Genomic DNA, 15,272 nt, shown 5'->3' with positions numbered 1-15,272 from the left:
ATCCAACTGCCTGAACGACGCTTACCGCGCCGGATTCAGCAACAGGTTCATGTGACGGTTCACATCCTTGTACAGCAAGTAACGGAACCGCCCAGGCCCACCCGAATAACACGCCTGCGGGCAGAACGCACGCAACCACATGAAGTCACCGGCCTCGACCTCGACCCAATCCTGGTTCAGTCGATAAACGGCCTTCCCTTCCAGCACATACAACCCGTGCTCCATCACGTGCGTTTCAGCGAACGGAATCACGCCGCCCGGCTCGAACGTCACGATGTTCACGTGCATGTCGTGGCGCATGTCGCTCATGTCGACGAAGCGCGTCGTCACCCATGCACCGTTGGTGCCCGGCATCGGGATCGGCTCGACGTCCTGCTCGTTGGTCACGAAGGCTTCCGGCAGCGGAATGCCGTCGACGGCCTGATAGTGCTTGCGCACCCAATGGAAACGCACCGCGGCATCGCTGACGTTGTGCAGCGTCCAGTCCGCGCCCGGCGGAATGAACGCGTAGCCGCCCGGCTTCAGCACGTGCTTCGTGCCTTGCAGCGTCAGCTCGGCTTCGCCTTCGACGACGAACAGCACCGCTTCGGCGTTCTTGTCCTGCTCGGGCTTGTCGCTACCGCCGCCCGGGTTCACTTCGACGATGTACTGCGAGAAGGTTTCCGCGAAACCCGACAGCGGACGGGCGATCACCCACAGGCGCGTGTTCGTCCAGAACGGCAGCCAGCTCGTGACGATGTCGCGCATCACACCCTTCGGGATCACCGCGTACGCCTCGGTGAACATCGCGCGATCGGTCAGCAGATCGGTCTGCGGCGGGTGGCCGCCGTGCGGCGCGTAATACGTTGTCTTAGACATAGTGCATCCAGGCAATGGGTTGGTCCGGCCCCGGGTGCCAACGGCATCGGGCGGCACGTATGCGCGTGGGGCACGCATGCGGCGGCGGGACATCGTTGTCGGGGTGGCTTGAAGGCGCATGCGCCTTCGTTCGGTCGGCCAGGCTTCGCGACGGGTTCGTCCGGTTCATCGGACGGCGACGGCCCGTGCTTGTGGGGCCGGCGACCGGGCCGTGGCGCTCGCGATGATGCGGCGAGGCGCGGCCAGCAGCACGGTGCAATGCCGTACGCGAGCATCGCCGACGATAGCGAAGTCGTTCGCAATCGACCAATTAAATGTTGCGATGGATTGCATTCGATTTCCCACTACTAGCCGGCAGCCGTGATACGCGGTGAGGAAGTGCGAAGCGACGGTCTGGCTATCAGGGAAATCCTGACGGGCGAGGCAACGCGCTCGTTCGCCGGGACGCTGGAGGGGCAAGTGAAAAGCCGCTGTAGTTGCAGCGACACACGCGGTGCGCGATACCTCTGGTTACGCAGACTGGATCGCGCCAACGTGTGCACGGCGGCCAGCCGCACCACGCCAATCATGAGCCGTCGTCTGGCCACACAACAAGGCCAACGGAAATCGAACGGAACGCGAACGATATCGGCACGCCCCGGACGCATTCAGTCGCGAGAGTCGATGTAGTCGGAAAACGGGGAAATACAACGAGGAGAGAAACTTGCCGGCCCGTCGATCGGGTATCGGGCCGCGGCTGACGAAGCCGGAAGGAATTCGCCGGTCTGGCCGGCGATGACGGCCCGGCAGGCCGCCGGGCCGACTCTCGCGTCGGGTGCCGACGCCGTCGGCGCGCCGGTGCGCGGTTCACGCACCGGGCTGCGCCAGCAACGATCAGTCCCAGTCGCGATGATGGTGATGCTTGCGGTGGCGGTAGCCACGATCGCCGCGGCCGCCGTAATCGCGCTCGTACGAGCTGCGCGACATGTTGCCGCCGAGCGCCGCGCCGGCGCCGCCGCCGACCGCCGCACCCAGCAGGCCGCCCGTGCGGCCGCCCATCGCGTTGCCTGCCGCGGTACCTGCGCCGCCGCCGAGGGCGCCGCCGATGATCGCGCCGGTGCGCTCGTGACGGTTCGACGTCACCGCGCCACCCGCGCCGCCGCCGATGGCGCCGCCGATCACCGAGCCCGTGCTGCCGCCGAGCGCACCGCCGACCGCTGCGCCGGCTACCCCGCCGAGCGCGCCGCCAAGCGCGTTGTTCATGTCACCTGCCATGGCCGGCAGTGCAGTCGCGCCGGTCAAAGCGGCGACGACGAGAGCGGGGGCGATTTTCTTCCACATTCCCGTATTCTTCCTTGTTCGCAATCTGGTTATTGAAGGTCCGCTCGGTACGACGATCTGAATCGATCGACGTCGTGTCAGGCATTGTGCCGAACCGCGGACCAATTCATTTCATTGAGCTTGCGGCGAAGAATAGCACCGGTCCCGCATCCTTGCCGTGGACATTCTGGTAACAAGTTGTTTACGAATAAGCGCGTTCGAACGGCTGTACCCGAACGCCCGCAAACCCGCGCCAGCATTGGCTCCGCCGCCGGTCCGACCGTGTGGAACGACAGGCCGCCGATGCACGGCGTCGCACGTTTGCGACACACGTGGCAACACATCGGGAACGAATCGTGGGCGGCGCCCGAAAACGGCGTGGGGAAGCAATGAAGAGGGTCAGTACACGCCCGGCAGCAGACGCCAGGTCCGCGCGCAATACGCGTCGTATTCGGCGCCGAACTGCGCACGCAGCAGCGCCTCTTCGGAGCGGATGCGCGCGACGAGCGGCACCATTGTCAGCACGACCAGCAGCAAGCCGACTCCCGATCGGAATGCGAGCGCCCATCCGACCGAATTGACGACCAGGCCGAGATAGCTCGGATTGCGGATGCGGCGGTAGATGCCATCGGTCACGAGCGTATGGCCCGGCTGGATCGCGACGAGCCCGCTGAAGCGCTTGCCGAGCACGAATACGGGCCAGATGCGCAGCGCACCGCCCACGATGTACAGCACGACGCCGGTCCAGCGCACCGCATCGCCGCCGAAGGTCCAGAAGTCGAGCCGGTCGGTCAGCGCGGGCAGGTATGCGAGCAGGAACCCGCTCACCCCGAACGCCGCGAGCACCCAGCGGTTGTCGCGATTCTCGCGCTCGCCGCTGCTCAGGTTGCCTTCCGTGAACAGCGCGGCGACGGCCATCGCAAGCGTCGCGACGACGACGACGGTCAGCTGTGGATGCGAGAAGAACGCCGCGAACCCGCCGCTGCCGAGCACCGCGAGCCCGAGGTAGACGAGCGTGGAGAGGGCCGACGCGACTGCGATCTTGCGGGTGACTGCCATGGCTACCTCACCGGAACGTGGAATGCGCTTTCCTGTGAAGTATAGGAAGTGCGCGCACGCCGCGCTGCGCAGCACACCGCCGTCATGCGATACGCGAATCCGCGCGAGTCTCCGGCGCAACGCGTCGGCGCTGAAGGAGGCGGCCGGCAGCTACGCCCAGTGCGGGATCAGCGGATGCGGAAGTTGCCGCCGATCCCGACGCTGACGGGCGGCGCGTAATACGCCGGCGCATAGCCATAGTAGGCCGGCGCGGGCGCGTAGCCGTACGGCGGTGCGACGTAGCAGCCGGACAGGCCGGCGATCAGGGCAAGCGTGATGAGAAGTCTGGTCATGGCTCGATTCCCGGCGCGAAAGACGAATGGCACCTCGCGAACAGCCTTGCCGCCGTCAAGGGCGGCGGCCGGCACGAAGAGGCGATCCGCCCTTCCTGTCGCTCGGTGAAGCAATGCGCGGAGTCTAGCGCCGGGTGCGCCGGGCCGAGTTTCGCCGGCGGTTACACGTGTTACCTCGCATGACCGCTGAAACAGGCGTTGGCACGACGGCTGGCCGGTGCGCCAAGCCGTGCCGTCGCCGCGTGCAATCGACGCGTTACACGAAACGCGCGCGAATGCGCTGGGCAAGCGCTTCGAGCGTCGCCGCGTCGGCGATCTCGCGTGCATGCATCCGCAGCTCGGCGCCTTCCCAGCGCGGGATCACGTGGAAGTGCACATGCGGCACCGTCTGGCCGGCGGCCGCGCCGTTGAACTGGCCGATGAACACGCCGTCCGGCTCGAGCGCCGCGCGCACCGCCGCCGCCACACGCTGCGTCATGCGAATGCCGGCCGCGGCGGCATCGCCGGACAACTCGAAGATCTGCGCGGCCGGCTCCTTCGGGATCACGAGCACGTGGCCGTCGGCCTGCGGCATCAGATCCATGATCGCGAGGGTCGCGTCGTCTTCCGCGACTTTCACGCACGGCAGTTCGCCGCGCAGGATTTTGGCGAACGGGTTGTTGTTGTCGTAGGACATGGCGTTTTCCGATGACGGTTGGACTGGGAGAGTGGGAAAGGAAAGCGATGCCGGACGATTATCGGCCGACGGCGGGGCCGTTTTCAACTCGTTCACCGTGTGGTGGCGGCCGGATCGTCGAGCAGGGCACAGGACGCGTAACGCACGGGCCACCGCCGGTCGCCATCGCGCGTCAGGCCACCGCGATTGCAACGCATCGCCCGAACCTGAGACACTGCCGCATCGCTGCCTGCCGGCACGCCACCGAGGACGCTCGCGCATGACGATCCCCTTCAAGAAGCTGATCCTGCGCGGCGTCGCGCTCGCCGTCGTCGCGGCGGTCGGCTACACGGGCTATATGTTGTCCCGGCTCGCGCCGATCGCGACCGGCTATGCGGCGAAGGCGCTGTGTTCCGGCGTGTATGTGTCGGGCCGCCCGGCCGCGTCCGTGATCGACGTCGACATCATGGCCGGCGTGCACCCGCTGCTGAAACTGGTACACCCGTCGATCGATCCCGACCATCATCGCGCGACGGCGACCTTCGCCGGCTTCGCCGAACGCGAAGCCGACTTCCGGCCCGGGCTCGGCTGCACGCTCGCGCTCGGGCCGTCGCCCGGCGCGTTGCCGGCCGTGCTGCCGCCCCTCCCCGATCCGCCGCCTGCACAGCCTGCACCGGCCACGCTGCCGGCCGGCATCGACGCGCGAAAGCTGCAGACCGCGCTCGACCGCGCATTCGACGAACCCGATCCGGCGCGGCCGCGGCGCACGCGCGCGGTCGTCGTGATGTGGCGCGGCCAGGTGATCGCCGAACGCTATGCGCCCGGCTTCACGGCCGACACGCCGCTGCCCGGCTGGTCGATGACGAAGACCGTCACGGCCGCACTGGTCGGCACGCTCGTCGCGCAGCACAAGCTGTCGCCCGATGCGTCGGCGCTGCTCCCCGAATGGCGCGGCAGCGGCGATCCGCGCGCGGCCATCACGCTCGACGCGCTGCTGCGCATGACGAGCGGCCTGCAATTCAACGAGGACTATGACGACCCGCTGTCCGACGTCGCGTTGATGCTGTATGCGCAGCCCGATACCGCGCGGTTCGCATCGGCGAAGCCGCTCGCCGCGACACCCGGCACGCGGTGGTCCTACTCGAGCGGCACGAGCGCGATCCTCGCGCGCGTGATGCGCGAGGCACTGGGCGGCAGCGACGCCGACTACCTCGCGTTACCGCGCCGCGCGCTGTTCGCGCCGCTCGGGATGCGCAGCGCGGTGTTCGAACCCGATGCGTCCGGCACGCTCGTCAGCCCGTCGTACATGTATGCGAGCGCACGCGACTGGGCGCGCTTCGGGCAGTTGCTGCTGCAGGACGGCGTGTGGGACGGGCAGCGGCTGCTGCCGCAAGGCTGGGTACGCTACCTGACGCGCACGACGCCGCAGTCGGAGCGGCAGGAATATGGCGCGCAGTTGTGGGTCAAGGTGCCGGAGCCGTTCAACGATCGCGATCCGCATGCGGTCGCGATGCCGGTCGATGCGTTTCATGCGGTCGGCCATGAAGGCCAGTTCGTGAGCGTGGTGCCGAGCCGGCAGCTGGTGGTCGTGCGGCTCGGGCTGTCGCGGCCGGAATCCGCGTGGAATCACGAGGCGTTTCTCGCACGCGTGCTCGACGCGGTGCCGGCGCCCGGCGCATGAAAACGGGCCCGAGGGCCCGTGCATATCGGTCGTGACGCGAACGCGGTGGCGCTTGCCACGCCGCCACCCCGCCACACCGCACACGACCTGCGACACATCAAGGGTTCGCGCTGCCCGCGTATTTCTGGAAGCCTTCGCGCGTCGCGAGACGTTCGATATAGCGCGACACCGCCGGGAAATCCGGATGCTCGAACGGCGTGCCGAACCAGCGGTTCACCGACAGGCCGATCGGAATGTCCGCGAGCGTGAAGCTGCTGCCGGCCACGTACGCACCGGTCGCTTCGAGCTGCGCGTTCAGCACCTGCATGTGCTTCGTCCAGCCCGCGATCGACTGCGCGATGCCGGCCGGATCCTGATGATCGGGCGATTTGCGCACGAGGCCGAGGAACGCGCCGACCCACGAGCGGTTCAGGTCCGCACCCTGCCAGTCGATCCATTGATCGACCCGCGCGCGCGCCTGCGGCTCGGCCGGATACAGCGCGTCGCCGCCATAGCGGTTCGCGAGGTAGCGGATGATCGTGTTCGATTCCCAGAGCACGAAATCGTCGTCCTTGATGACGGGCACGAGACCGTTCGGATTCAGCGCGAGATAGGCCGGATCGTGGGTCGTGCGGAAGCCCGCGCCCCAGTCCTCCTGTTCGAACGGCAGGTTCAGCTCGGTGCACAGCCACAGCACCTTGCGGACGTTGATGGACGGGATCTTGCCGAGGATGTGCAGCATGCAGTCTCCTTGTGAGGTCGGATGCGGAGCATTCGGGACGCACGACACATCCCGAATGCGTTCACGCCGAGTTTATACGCGACCGCAGGGCAAACGACATGCCGTGCCCGGAAAATCCGCGTGCGGCCGATTCGTCAGGTCACGCAGCGCATGCTCGGCCGTCGGGAACCGGAACATGAATCCGTCCTGATGCAGCCGCGCCGGTATCACGCGCTGGCCGTCCAGCAGCAGCTCGGCCATCTCGCCCATCGCAACGCGCAGCGGCGCGGCCGGCACGTGCAGCCAGGCCGGACGATGCAGCACCTTCGACACGACCTGCACGAACTCGCGCTGGGTCAGCGGTGCGGGCGCGACCGCGTTGTAGACGCCGTGCATGCCCGAATTCGCCATCGCACGCGCGATGATCCGCAGCACGTCGTCCCGGTGGATCCAGCTCATCACCTGCGCGCCGTCGCCGAATCGCCCGCCCATCCCGAAGTAATGCGGCAGCAGCATCGGGCGCAGCGCGCCGCCGGGGCCGAACACGACGCCCAGCCGCAACACGACCGAGCGAACGCCATGACGCTCGAGCGGTTGTGCCGACTGCTCCCACTGCCGGCACAGCGCCGACATGAAGCCGCTGCCGGCGCTGCTGCCTTCGTCGAGCCGCTCGTCCGAAGGACGCACGCCGTAGTAACCGATCGCCGATGCCTGGATCCACGTGCGCGGCTTGACGTCGGCGGTCTCGACCCAGCGCATCAGCGATTCCGTCACGCCGACGCGGCTGGCGAGCAGCACCGCCTGCCGGCGCTTGCTCCAGCGCGCGCCCATCACCGGCGCCCCCGCGAGATTGATGACCGTGTCGAAACGCTCGTGCGGCTGCAGCTGTTCGACGGACGTCACGCTGCGCACGCGGCCGTGAAACTGGTAGGCCGCGCGCAGCGGATCGCGTGCCAGCAACGTGACCGTATTCCCCGCATCGAGCAACTGGTTCACGAGGGTTTCGCCGATGAAGCCGGTCCCGCCGGTCACGAGCACATTCCCCGGCGGCTGCCCCGCGAACGGATTGACGACCGGCTCGCGTCGCGCGATCCGGCAGGCCGCAATTCCGTCGCGGATCCCCGATACCGTCACGCCCGCGGCAAACAGGCTCAGCAACCAGCCGCGCCAGCCGAGGTCGATCGCCTGCAGCGCGGTCGGCTCGTGCGCCCACGCGGCCAGCTGCATCGCGATCATCCCGAACAGCGCGCCGCCGTTGACGGCCAGCAGCGTGTGCAGCACGCGCTCGGTCGCGGGCAGCTTGCGGCTCTGGTCTTCGACGACGAAATCCCACAACGTCAGCACCACCTCGACGACGACCACCACCGCGAGGGCCGCGACCCACGCGCCGTGAAAGGCGACGTTCGCGATCGATGCGAACACGAGACCGTAAAGCACGGAGCGCACCGCGTGAATTCCCAGCTCGAGCCGCGCGCGCGGGCTGTGCGGCAGATCCTGCGTGAGTTCGTGGTGATAGAGCGTATCGAATGCGCCCATCGCGCCCTGCACGATCAGCAGGTTGAGTACCCAGTCGTAAGCGGGCAAGGTGTTCATACCGCGTCCCTCCTCCAAAGCCAGACAAGCGGCGGCACCATCGCGACGAGTGCCGCCGCGTCGATCGCCACGTGGCCCGATACCCGGGCCTGCAATGAAAACAGCATGTCCTGCGGCGCCCAGATCAGCAGGCCGGCCAGCAGCCATCCCCACACTTCCCGTTTCTGCAACCTGTTGCCGAGGTGCACGAGCGCCAGCATCCAGACCGACGCGCATTGCACCGTCGCGCCCATCAGCGACATCCACCAGATCTGTTGCGCATGCGCCGCGTCAGGCGCCGCTCCCGCCCAGAAATGCAGCTCGATGGCGCGGTGATACGCGTCGAGCCACGGCGCGCTTGCAACCCAAGGAACGGCAACGCCGACGAGCAGATGTGCAAGCGCCGCGCAGTACATCCAGGTCACGACGATCCGGCGCGCCGCGTCACCCGCCGGACGATCCACCGTGGGTGCGGCAGCATGGTCGCGACCGCTACCGCACGCCGCTCCATCGCACGGCGCTTCGGTGCGATAGCCGAGCCAGCGCGATACCGCATGCCGGTTGCGCGCAAAGCGGCGATATAGCAGCGCCAACGCACCGCGCACGGCCGGCACGCGAAGCAGCCGGACGACCCAGCGACGGCCGGTCAGCGCCTGGGCGGCCAGGATGCTGTCCACGCCGGTCAGCATGCGTCCGTCGGGCAAACGCGCGTGCAGCTCGCGATTCAGCGCGGGCAGGTCGACGCCCAGCGGCGCGGGATCGAAACCCGGCTCGGCGAAATCGACGAAGGCCAGCCGGCGTCGCGCGTCGCGCGCCTCGAGACGCTTGATCTCCGCCACGCATAACGGACATCGTCCGTCGAAGTACAGCACCAGTTCACTTGAGTCCATGATTCGCATTCCTTCTTTTTGTCTGTCGCATGCCTCATGAATCGATCGACTGCTTTCACGCACGCCGTATCGCCGCTCCCGTGCGGCGGCAACGCACTTACATCGGCTTGAGCACCATCAGGAAGTAGACGGTCAGCATCGCGAAGAACGCCGGATAGCCGAGCAGTTCCCAGCGCTTCGCGTAAAGCCAGTACCGATCCGGCAGCGCGGCATCACCGTTCGCGTGCGCGAGTTTCGCCATCGCAGCCAGTTCGACCTGCAGCCACACGACCGGCAGCCAGCACACGCCGGCGATCGCGTACAGCACGATCGACGCCATGAGCCACGGCGTATCCCACGGCCAGCCGGCCGTATGCGCGAGCCACAGGCCCGATGCCGGCTGGAAGATCACGGCCGGGGTCGTGAACCACCAGTCCGCGCGCACCACGAGCCGCGACACGGCCGCGATCGCGGGCACCGAGCGCGTGCGGTTCGCGAAGAACAGGTAGAACGCGGTGCCGAACCCGGTGCCGACCAGCAGCACCGAAGACAGGATGTGAAGCGCCTTGATGACGAGATAGGTATTCATGCTTGTTCTTCTTCTGAAAAAAGGATCAACAGGATCGCGAGAATCGGCACGTTCTTGAGCACGGGGCCGAACGGTTCGGCGAGCAGGCCCGGCATCGTGACCGCGATGACGGCCGAATACGCGACGATCAGCGCGGCTTGCGCGGCCCACAGGCGACGCGACGGCGCGACGACGGTTGCGACGCCGAACGCGAAATCCAGCGCGCTGGCCGCATAAAGCGCGATCAGCGCGGGCAGCCCCGTCAGGTGCGCGGGTGCAAGCAGCGCGAGGCTCGCGTGCAACGGATGGACGAACGCGCTGGCGATGGCCGTCCAGATCCACACGATCGCCAGCGCGCCCAGCAACAGCGGACGACGCCACATCGCGAGCGCGTCGCGACGCAGCGCCGCGGCGTCCGCGCCGATGAAACCGTCGATCCCGCGCAGCGGCCGGCCGAGCATCGCCGTGGCGGCGGCCGGATCGCCGGTGTTCCCGCCACGCAGCATCGTCCACGTATCGCGCGTGAAGATCGCGCCCGGCAGCGTGCCAAGCAGCACGGCCGCCACACCGGCCAGCGAGCCCGGCAATCCGATGCGAACGGCCGGTGCAAACCCCAGCGCGGCGCGGTAGCGGGCCAGCATCTCGCGGTATTCGACTTCGTCGGCGCCGACCACGTCGATCACCGGGCGGCCGGCCGCCGGCGCATCGACGCACCGCGCGACGACTTCGGCGAGATCGTCGACGTGCACGGGGCGCAGCCGCTGATGGCCGCCCGCCGGCAGCACCTGCACCGGCAGGCTCGCGAGCATCCGGAAAAACCGCGCCGACGCGCCGTCCGTGCCGTAGACGAGCGCGGGACGCACGATCCGGAAGTCGATCGGCAGCGTCTGCAGGAAGCAGTCGGCCGCGACCTTGCTGGCGAAGTAGCGCGTATCGCCACGCTCGACGCCGAGCGCCGAGATCTGGATCACGCGCCGCACGCCGGCGCGGCAGCACGCGGTGAAGAGCGCGCACGGCGCGGCGCGATGTACGGCGTCGAGCGTCGCGCCGCGCTGATCGGCAAGGATGCCGACCGCGTTGATCACCACGTCGACGCCTTCCAGCCGCGCGAGCCACGCGTCGGGGTCGACGTCCTTCGCGAAGTCGATCGCGACGTCGGACGGGCCGGCCGCCTGACGCACGCCGCGCAGCACGCGATGGCCGCCGGCTTCGAGCCGCGCGCACAGTGCCCGCCCGATGAAGCCGTTCGCCCCGCACACGAGCACGGTCATGCTGCGCGCCCCGGTGCGGCCAGGCGGGCGGGTCGACGGCAAGACGGCGGTCATTTTCATCCTCTATTTACAGTTATTTCTGTATAGACAGAAATAACAACCCCAAAAAAAGCGGGCTGGCTGCCCGCACGGCGTGTCCTGCTTACTTCGACGGCTTGCGCCTGACAGTCTGGCTGATCTTCGCGCCGATGCCGAGCGCCTTCATCAGCGTATCGGGCTTGAGCCGCAGCATCTCGTCCGACCAGGTCGTGAGCGTCTCGACGAACTGCAGCGTGTCGCGGATGCGTTGCTCGGTCTCGCGGCTCTCGTTCGCGATCTCGGGATTCGTCAGGCAGTCGCGCAGCACCGTGAGCGTCGGCTCGATCTCGCGCTGCCGCCGCCCTTCGACGATCAGCTTGAACAGCTCCCAGATGTCGGTCGACGTCTCGAAGTGGTCGCGGCGGTCGCCCAGCACGTGCACGACTTTCGCCAGCCGCCACGCCTGAAGCTCCTTCAGGCTCGTGCTGACGTTGGAGCGCGCCACGTTGAGCGTCTCGGCGATCTCGTCGGCCGCGATCGGCCGGCCGGCCAGATAGAGCAGCGCGTGGATCTGCGAGACGGTGCGGTTGACGCCCCACCGCGAGCCCATTTCGCCCCAGTGGAGAATGAATCGTTCGGCAATCGGTGTGAGTTCCATGACGTGAAATTTAGGCATTTCAGTTATTTCTGTCAATAGAGAAATAAGTGGGCGACCCGACCGGTTCCGGCGGCGCCCGCCCGCGATCGGCGGCTTCCTTTACAATGCGCGGGATTTTCCCGAATTCAGGCCGTTTTCTGCCTTTCAGACAAGAGGTTTCCATGATCATCAAACCGCGCGTGCGTGGCTTCATCTGCGTGACGACTCATCCGGTCGGCTGCGAAGCCAACGTCAAGGAACAGATCGACTACGTGACTTCGCACGGCCCGATCGCCAACGGCCCGAAAAAGGTGCTCGTGATCGGCGCGTCGACCGGCTACGGCCTCGCCGCCCGGATCTCGGCCGCCTTCGGCTCGGACGCGGACACGCTCGGCGTGTTCTTCGAGCGTGCCGGCAGCGAGACGAAGCCCGGCACGGCCGGCTGGTACAACACCGCCGCGTTCGAGAAATTCGCCGCCGAAAAGGGGCGCTATGCGCGCAGCATCAACGGCGACGCATTCTCCGACAAGGTGAAGCAGGTCACGATCGACACCATCAAGCAGGATCTCGGCAAGGTCGATCTCGTCGTCTACAGCCTCGCGGCACCGCGCCGCACGCACCCGAAGACGGGCGAAACCATCAGCTCGACGCTCAAGCCGATCGGCAAGACGGTCACGTTCCGCGGCCTCGACACCGACAAGGAAGTGATCCGCGACGTCACGCTGGAACCGGCGACGCAGGAAGAGATCGACGGCACCGTCGCCGTGATGGGCGGCGAGGACTGGCAGATGTGGATCGACGCGCTCGATGAAGCCGGCGTGCTGGCCGACGGCGCGAAGACCACCGCGTTCACGTATCTCGGCGAGCAGATCACGCACGACATCTACTGGAACGGCTCGATCGGCGAAGCGAAGAAGGATCTCGACAAGAAAGTGCTGTCGATCCGCGACAAGCTCGTCGCGCACGGCGGCGACGCGCGCGTGTCGGTGCTGAAGGCGGTCGTCACGCAGGCCAGCTCGGCGATCCCGATGATGCCGCTGTACCTGTCGCTGCTGTTCAAGACGATGAAGGAAGCCGGCACGCACGAAGGCTGCATCGAGCAGGTGTACGGCCTGTTCAAGGACAGCCTGTACGGCGCGACGCCGCACGTCGACGAAGAAGGCCGCCTGCGCGCGGACTACAAGGAGCTCGATCCGCAAGTTCAGGCGAAGGTCGTCGCGCAGTGGAACCACGTGACGAACGAGAACCTGTACGAACTGACCGACTTCACCGGCTACAAGACCGAGTTCCTGCGGCTGTTCGGCTTCGAGATCGCCGGCGTCGACTACGACGCGGACGTGAACCCGGACGTGAAGATCCCGGGCATCATCGACACCACCGTCTGACGGGTCGGCCCGCCGCCCGTGCTGCCCAAGCAGCGCGGGTGGCAGGTTCGCGGTACCGGCGACGTCAACGCGGCGCCGGTTCTTCCAGATAAACGCCCGACGACAGCGTGGCCTTCACCTGCCGCGTGAACTCGTCGGTCGACACTTCTTCTTCCCCCGCCTCGATCGCTTCGTACGCCTGGCGCACGACGTCGGCTGGCGTCGCCTTCGGCACGTCGAGGCCGGCCGTCAGGTCGGTATCGATGAAGCCGGCATGCAGCCCGACGACCTGCGTGTGCTGCTCGCGCAGCGAATGGCGCAACCCGTTGGTCAGCGCCCACGCCGCCGATTTCGACACGCCGTAGCCCGACAGGATCGGCCGGTTCACCCAGCTCGCGACGGACAGGATGTTCAGGATCGCGCCGCCGCCATTCCCGGCGAGGATGCCCGCGAACGCGCGCGACATCGCCAGCATCCCGAACACGTTGGTTTCGAAGTGATCGCGCAACGCGTCGGGCGCGCCGTCGTCGGTCAGGCTGCCGAGCCGCGCAATGCCCGCGTTGTTGATCAGCAGCGTGACGTCGCGTGCGGCATCGGCCGCGGCGGCGACGGCCGCCGGATCGGTCACGTCGAGCTTCACCGGCACGACGCCCGGCAGCGTCACGGTGGCCGGATCGCGCGCCGCCGCATAAACCTTGCGCGCCCCTCTCGCCAGAGCCTGCTTCGCGAACTCGAGCCCGAGCCCGCGGTTTGCGCCCGTGATGAACACCACTGCACCTTCGATCTTCATGTTCGTTCCTTTCGCATGATGAATCGCATGCGCGCCGGCTCGCCGCGCGCGTGAGATCCGGTGGAAAACCAGCCTGCCGTTGCTTGTCGAACCGTGGCGACGCCGCCGGCAGACGGCGAGCCGCCCGGTGCCCGTGACCCGGCGGCGCCCAAGACCCCGACCGCTTGCCATCTGGTGTTCCGGCAGCGGCTTTGCACCCGCCGCCAAGTCGGCTACACTCGATGTCAATGTCGATCACCATTGTCTTTGCGGTGCATTGTGTTCTCGCCCCTCGGGCATGTCAATGGTGATCGCCATTGTGTTTTCCAATCGACGCGATCGACGAAATCAGGGAGGGATCGATGGGCGTGTCAAGACAGCAGGCTGCCGAGAACCGGAGTGCGATCGTCGCGGCCGCCGAGCGGCTGTTCCGCGCGCGCGGCGTCGACGCGGTCGGGCTCACCGAGCTGATGAAGGAAGCCGGCTTCACGCAGGGCGGCTTCTACAACCACTTCAAGTCGAAAGATGCGCTAGTCGCCGAGGTGATGGAAAAGGCGATGCAGGATCGCGCGGATTCGCCGAATGCCGGCAGTCTCGACGCGCAGGTGGCGTTGTATCTGTCGGCCGCGCATCGCGACAACGTCGAGGCCGGATGCCCGCTGTCCGGTTTCGCGGGCGATGCGCCGCGCCTGACCGACGCGGCGCGGGCGTGCTACGCGCGCGGCCTCGCCACGTATCTCGATCGGCTGGAACGGATGGTGGCCACGGAAGGCGCGACGCCGGCGCAGACGCGTCGCGATGCGGTCGCGGTCTTCAGCCAGATGGTCGGCGCGCTCGTACTGTCGCGCGCGATCGCCGGCACCGATCCGGCGCTGGCCGACGAGATCCTCGCCGCCGGGCGGGAGACGCTCACCGCCGGGCGCGACGATCCGGGCGCGCCGGCGTAGCCGCGCCATGGCGTCGTGACGTGTCGGCTCGCGCTGCGTGTGAGTGGGCTCACTAGTGCGGCGACGTTTCGGCGCGTTGCCGCGCTATTCGACCGCCCGTGCGGCATCCCACAGCGGCTGGGCACCGCGCGCCGCATTCCAGGCGGCAAAACGCGTGCGCCACGCTTCGAACGGCTCCGCGAGCGGGTGGCGCGGATCGTCGCTGAGCGAATACGCCATCCCTTCGATCAGCCAGCGCGGCCGGGTCGCGACGGCCAGGTTGCCGAGCACTTCGGCCTGCCGGTGATGGATCAGTTCGTGCGCGAGAAAGTAGGTCTGCCAGCCGCGCGGTGCGACCACCACGCCGAAATTCCCGAGCGTCAGCGCCGCGCGTTGGCCGAGGCCGAACGCATCGGCGCACGCCCGCGTCGAGCAGAACACGACGCGCGGTGCCGCCTGAAATGCACCGACGGCCGCGGCCGCGCGCGCATAGCCGTCGCGATAGAGCTGCTGCGCGTCGCCGAGCTTCGCGGCATCGTCCGTGCAGATATCGGCGCTCGGGCACGACACACCGGGAACCAGCGCGGGCGCGACGACGCGCAACGGCTTGACGAGCGCATACGCGGCAATCGGCAGCGCGACGAGCAGGCCCGTGAGGGCGAAAGCGACATGGGAGCGTTTCATCGGGGCGGTA

General features: G+C 67.6%; 16 protein-coding genes. 3 read left to right on the top strand and 13 right to left on the bottom strand.

Annotation, left to right across the window (positions count from 1 at the left end; translation table 11 throughout):
- Positions 1–21 precede the first annotated feature (21 nt).
- From CFB34_RS05130 to CFB34_RS05110, 5 genes are all read right to left on the bottom strand, one after another.
- Complete coding sequence (locus tag CFB34_RS05130) at positions 22–858, bottom strand: bifunctional allantoicase/(S)-ureidoglycine aminohydrolase (protein ID WP_039349877.1); 837 nt, start codon at positions 856–858, stop codon at positions 22–24.
- Positions 859–1,731: 873 nt separating this feature from the next.
- Complete coding sequence (locus tag CFB34_RS05125; RefSeq protein ID WP_039349867.1) at positions 1,732–2,178, bottom strand: hypothetical protein; 447 nt, start codon at positions 2,176–2,178, stop codon at positions 1,732–1,734.
- Positions 2,179–2,556: 378 nt separating this feature from the next.
- A complete protein-coding gene (locus tag CFB34_RS05120) occupies positions 2,557–3,216 on the bottom strand; it encodes an isoprenylcysteine carboxylmethyltransferase family protein (RefSeq protein ID WP_089441485.1) in 660 nt (219 codons plus the stop codon).
- A gap of 167 nt (positions 3,217–3,383) precedes the next feature.
- Entirely contained in the window at positions 3,384–3,548 is a 165-nt protein-coding gene (locus tag CFB34_RS05115; RefSeq protein WP_179243774.1) for a hypothetical protein, read from the bottom strand.
- 256 nt (positions 3,549–3,804) lie between these two features.
- Positions 3,805–4,224 (bottom strand): HIT domain-containing protein, encoded by a 420-nt coding sequence (locus CFB34_RS05110; RefSeq protein ID WP_043181059.1) that lies wholly within the window; start codon positions 4,222–4,224, stop codon positions 3,805–3,807.
- 259 nt (positions 4,225–4,483) lie between these two features.
- Here CFB34_RS05110 and CFB34_RS05105 point away from each other — a divergent pair, with 259 nt between their 5' ends.
- Positions 4,484–5,884: a serine hydrolase gene (locus CFB34_RS05105; RefSeq protein WP_089441484.1), complete on the top strand. Its 1,401-nt coding sequence runs from the start codon at positions 4,484–4,486 to the stop codon at positions 5,882–5,884.
- Between the two features lie 97 nt (positions 5,885–5,981).
- On the opposite strand, the gene CFB34_RS05100 is transcribed toward CFB34_RS05105, so the two are convergent.
- The 6 genes from CFB34_RS05100 to CFB34_RS05075 form a co-directional block, all read right to left on the bottom strand.
- The gene (locus CFB34_RS05100; RefSeq protein ID WP_089441483.1) at positions 5,982–6,605 is read right to left on the bottom strand and encodes a glutathione S-transferase; all 624 of its coding nucleotides are present in this window, start codon (positions 6,603–6,605) and stop codon (positions 5,982–5,984) included.
- Positions 6,606–6,677: 72 nt separating this feature from the next.
- Entirely contained in the window at positions 6,678–8,177 is a 1,500-nt protein-coding gene (locus CFB34_RS05095) for a TIGR01777 family oxidoreductase (protein WP_089441482.1), read from the bottom strand.
- On the bottom strand, positions 8,174–9,046 hold the full coding sequence (locus tag CFB34_RS05090) for a DUF393 domain-containing protein (RefSeq protein ID WP_089441481.1): 873 nt from the start codon (positions 9,044–9,046) through the stop codon (positions 8,174–8,176). Before CFB34_RS05090 ends, CFB34_RS05095 begins: the two co-directional genes overlap by 4 nt.
- A 97-nt stretch (positions 9,047–9,143) precedes the next feature.
- A complete protein-coding gene (locus CFB34_RS05085; RefSeq protein WP_089441480.1) occupies positions 9,144–9,614 on the bottom strand; it encodes a DUF2269 domain-containing protein in 471 nt (156 codons plus the stop codon).
- On the bottom strand, positions 9,611–10,918 hold the full coding sequence (locus tag CFB34_RS05080) for an SDR family oxidoreductase (RefSeq protein WP_089441479.1): 1,308 nt from the start codon (positions 10,916–10,918) through the stop codon (positions 9,611–9,613). The genes CFB34_RS05085 and CFB34_RS05080 overlap by 4 nt, the downstream gene beginning before the upstream one ends.
- An 88-nt stretch (positions 10,919–11,006) precedes the next feature.
- Entirely contained in the window at positions 11,007–11,540 is a 534-nt protein-coding gene (locus CFB34_RS05075) for a MarR family transcriptional regulator (protein WP_011353812.1), read from the bottom strand.
- 161 nt (positions 11,541–11,701) lie between these two features.
- Here CFB34_RS05075 and fabV point away from each other — a divergent pair, with 161 nt between their 5' ends.
- Positions 11,702–12,904, top strand: coding sequence for an enoyl-ACP reductase FabV (gene fabV, locus CFB34_RS05070; RefSeq protein WP_089441478.1), 1,203 nt, complete (start codon positions 11,702–11,704; stop codon positions 12,902–12,904).
- A 64-nt stretch (positions 12,905–12,968) separates the two neighbouring features.
- Here the strand turns inward: fabV and CFB34_RS05065 are convergent, their stop codons facing one another.
- A complete protein-coding gene (locus CFB34_RS05065) occupies positions 12,969–13,673 on the bottom strand; it encodes an SDR family oxidoreductase (protein ID WP_089441477.1) in 705 nt (234 codons plus the stop codon).
- A gap of 341 nt (positions 13,674–14,014) precedes the next feature.
- On the opposite strand from CFB34_RS05065, the gene CFB34_RS05060 reads away from it, so the two are divergent.
- Complete coding sequence (locus tag CFB34_RS05060) at positions 14,015–14,599, top strand: TetR/AcrR family transcriptional regulator (protein ID WP_089441476.1); 585 nt, start codon at positions 14,015–14,017, stop codon at positions 14,597–14,599.
- Between the two features lie 84 nt (positions 14,600–14,683).
- Here CFB34_RS05060 and CFB34_RS05055 read toward each other — a convergent pair whose 3' ends face one another.
- Positions 14,684–15,262, bottom strand: coding sequence for a hypothetical protein (locus CFB34_RS05055; protein ID WP_069252651.1), 579 nt, complete (start codon positions 15,260–15,262; stop codon positions 14,684–14,686).
- Positions 15,263–15,272: the final 10 nt, after the last annotated feature.

The sequence above is a fragment of the Burkholderia sp. HI4860 genome, from assembly GCF_002223045.2.
In the GTDB taxonomy this organism is placed as follows: Bacteria; Pseudomonadota; Gammaproteobacteria; order Burkholderiales; family Burkholderiaceae; genus Burkholderia.
The sequence above is the reverse complement of the archived record's forward strand: the minus strand, read 5'-3'. Positions and strand labels throughout refer to the sequence as shown.

What these genes read in the sequence shown, in the direction of transcription:
- CFB34_RS05115 (WP_179243774.1), bottom strand. Translation starts at nt 3,548, where the DNA reads ATGACCAGACTTCTCATCACGCTTGCCCTGATCGCCGGCCTGTCCGGC.
- CFB34_RS05085 (WP_089441480.1), bottom strand. Translation starts at nt 9,614, where the DNA reads ATGAATACCTATCTCGTCATCAAGGCGCTTCACATCCTGTCTTCGGTG.
- fabV (WP_089441478.1), top strand. Translation starts at nt 11,702, where the DNA reads ATGATCATCAAACCGCGCGTGCGTGGCTTCATCTGCGTGACGACTCAT.
- CFB34_RS05055 (WP_069252651.1), bottom strand. Translation starts at nt 15,262, where the DNA reads ATGAAACGCTCCCATGTCGCTTTCGCCCTCACGGGCCTGCTCGTCGCG.
- CFB34_RS05075 (WP_011353812.1), bottom strand. Translation starts at nt 11,540, where the DNA reads ATGGAACTCACACCGATTGCCGAACGATTCATTCTCCACTGGGGCGAA.
- CFB34_RS05120 (WP_089441485.1), bottom strand. Translation starts at nt 3,216, where the DNA reads ATGGCAGTCACCCGCAAGATCGCAGTCGCGTCGGCCCTCTCCACGCTC.
- CFB34_RS05110 (WP_043181059.1), bottom strand. Translation starts at nt 4,224, where the DNA reads ATGTCCTACGACAACAACAACCCGTTCGCCAAAATCCTGCGCGGCGAA.
- CFB34_RS05125 (WP_039349867.1), bottom strand. Translation starts at nt 2,178, where the DNA reads ATGTGGAAGAAAATCGCCCCCGCTCTCGTCGTCGCCGCTTTGACCGGC.
- CFB34_RS05090 (WP_089441481.1), bottom strand. Translation starts at nt 9,046, where the DNA reads ATGGACTCAAGTGAACTGGTGCTGTACTTCGACGGACGATGTCCGTTA.
- CFB34_RS05105 (WP_089441484.1), top strand. Translation starts at nt 4,484, where the DNA reads ATGACGATCCCCTTCAAGAAGCTGATCCTGCGCGGCGTCGCGCTCGCC.
- CFB34_RS05060 (WP_089441476.1), top strand. Translation starts at nt 14,015, where the DNA reads ATGGGCGTGTCAAGACAGCAGGCTGCCGAGAACCGGAGTGCGATCGTC.
- CFB34_RS05065 (WP_089441477.1), bottom strand. Translation starts at nt 13,673, where the DNA reads ATGAAGATCGAAGGTGCAGTGGTGTTCATCACGGGCGCAAACCGCGGG.
- CFB34_RS05100 (WP_089441483.1), bottom strand. Translation starts at nt 6,605, where the DNA reads ATGCTGCACATCCTCGGCAAGATCCCGTCCATCAACGTCCGCAAGGTG.
- CFB34_RS05095 (WP_089441482.1), bottom strand. Translation starts at nt 8,177, where the DNA reads ATGAACACCTTGCCCGCTTACGACTGGGTACTCAACCTGCTGATCGTG.
- CFB34_RS05130 (WP_039349877.1), bottom strand. Translation starts at nt 858, where the DNA reads ATGTCTAAGACAACGTATTACGCGCCGCACGGCGGCCACCCGCCGCAG.
- CFB34_RS05080 (WP_089441479.1), bottom strand. Translation starts at nt 10,918, where the DNA reads ATGACCGCCGTCTTGCCGTCGACCCGCCCGCCTGGCCGCACCGGGGCG.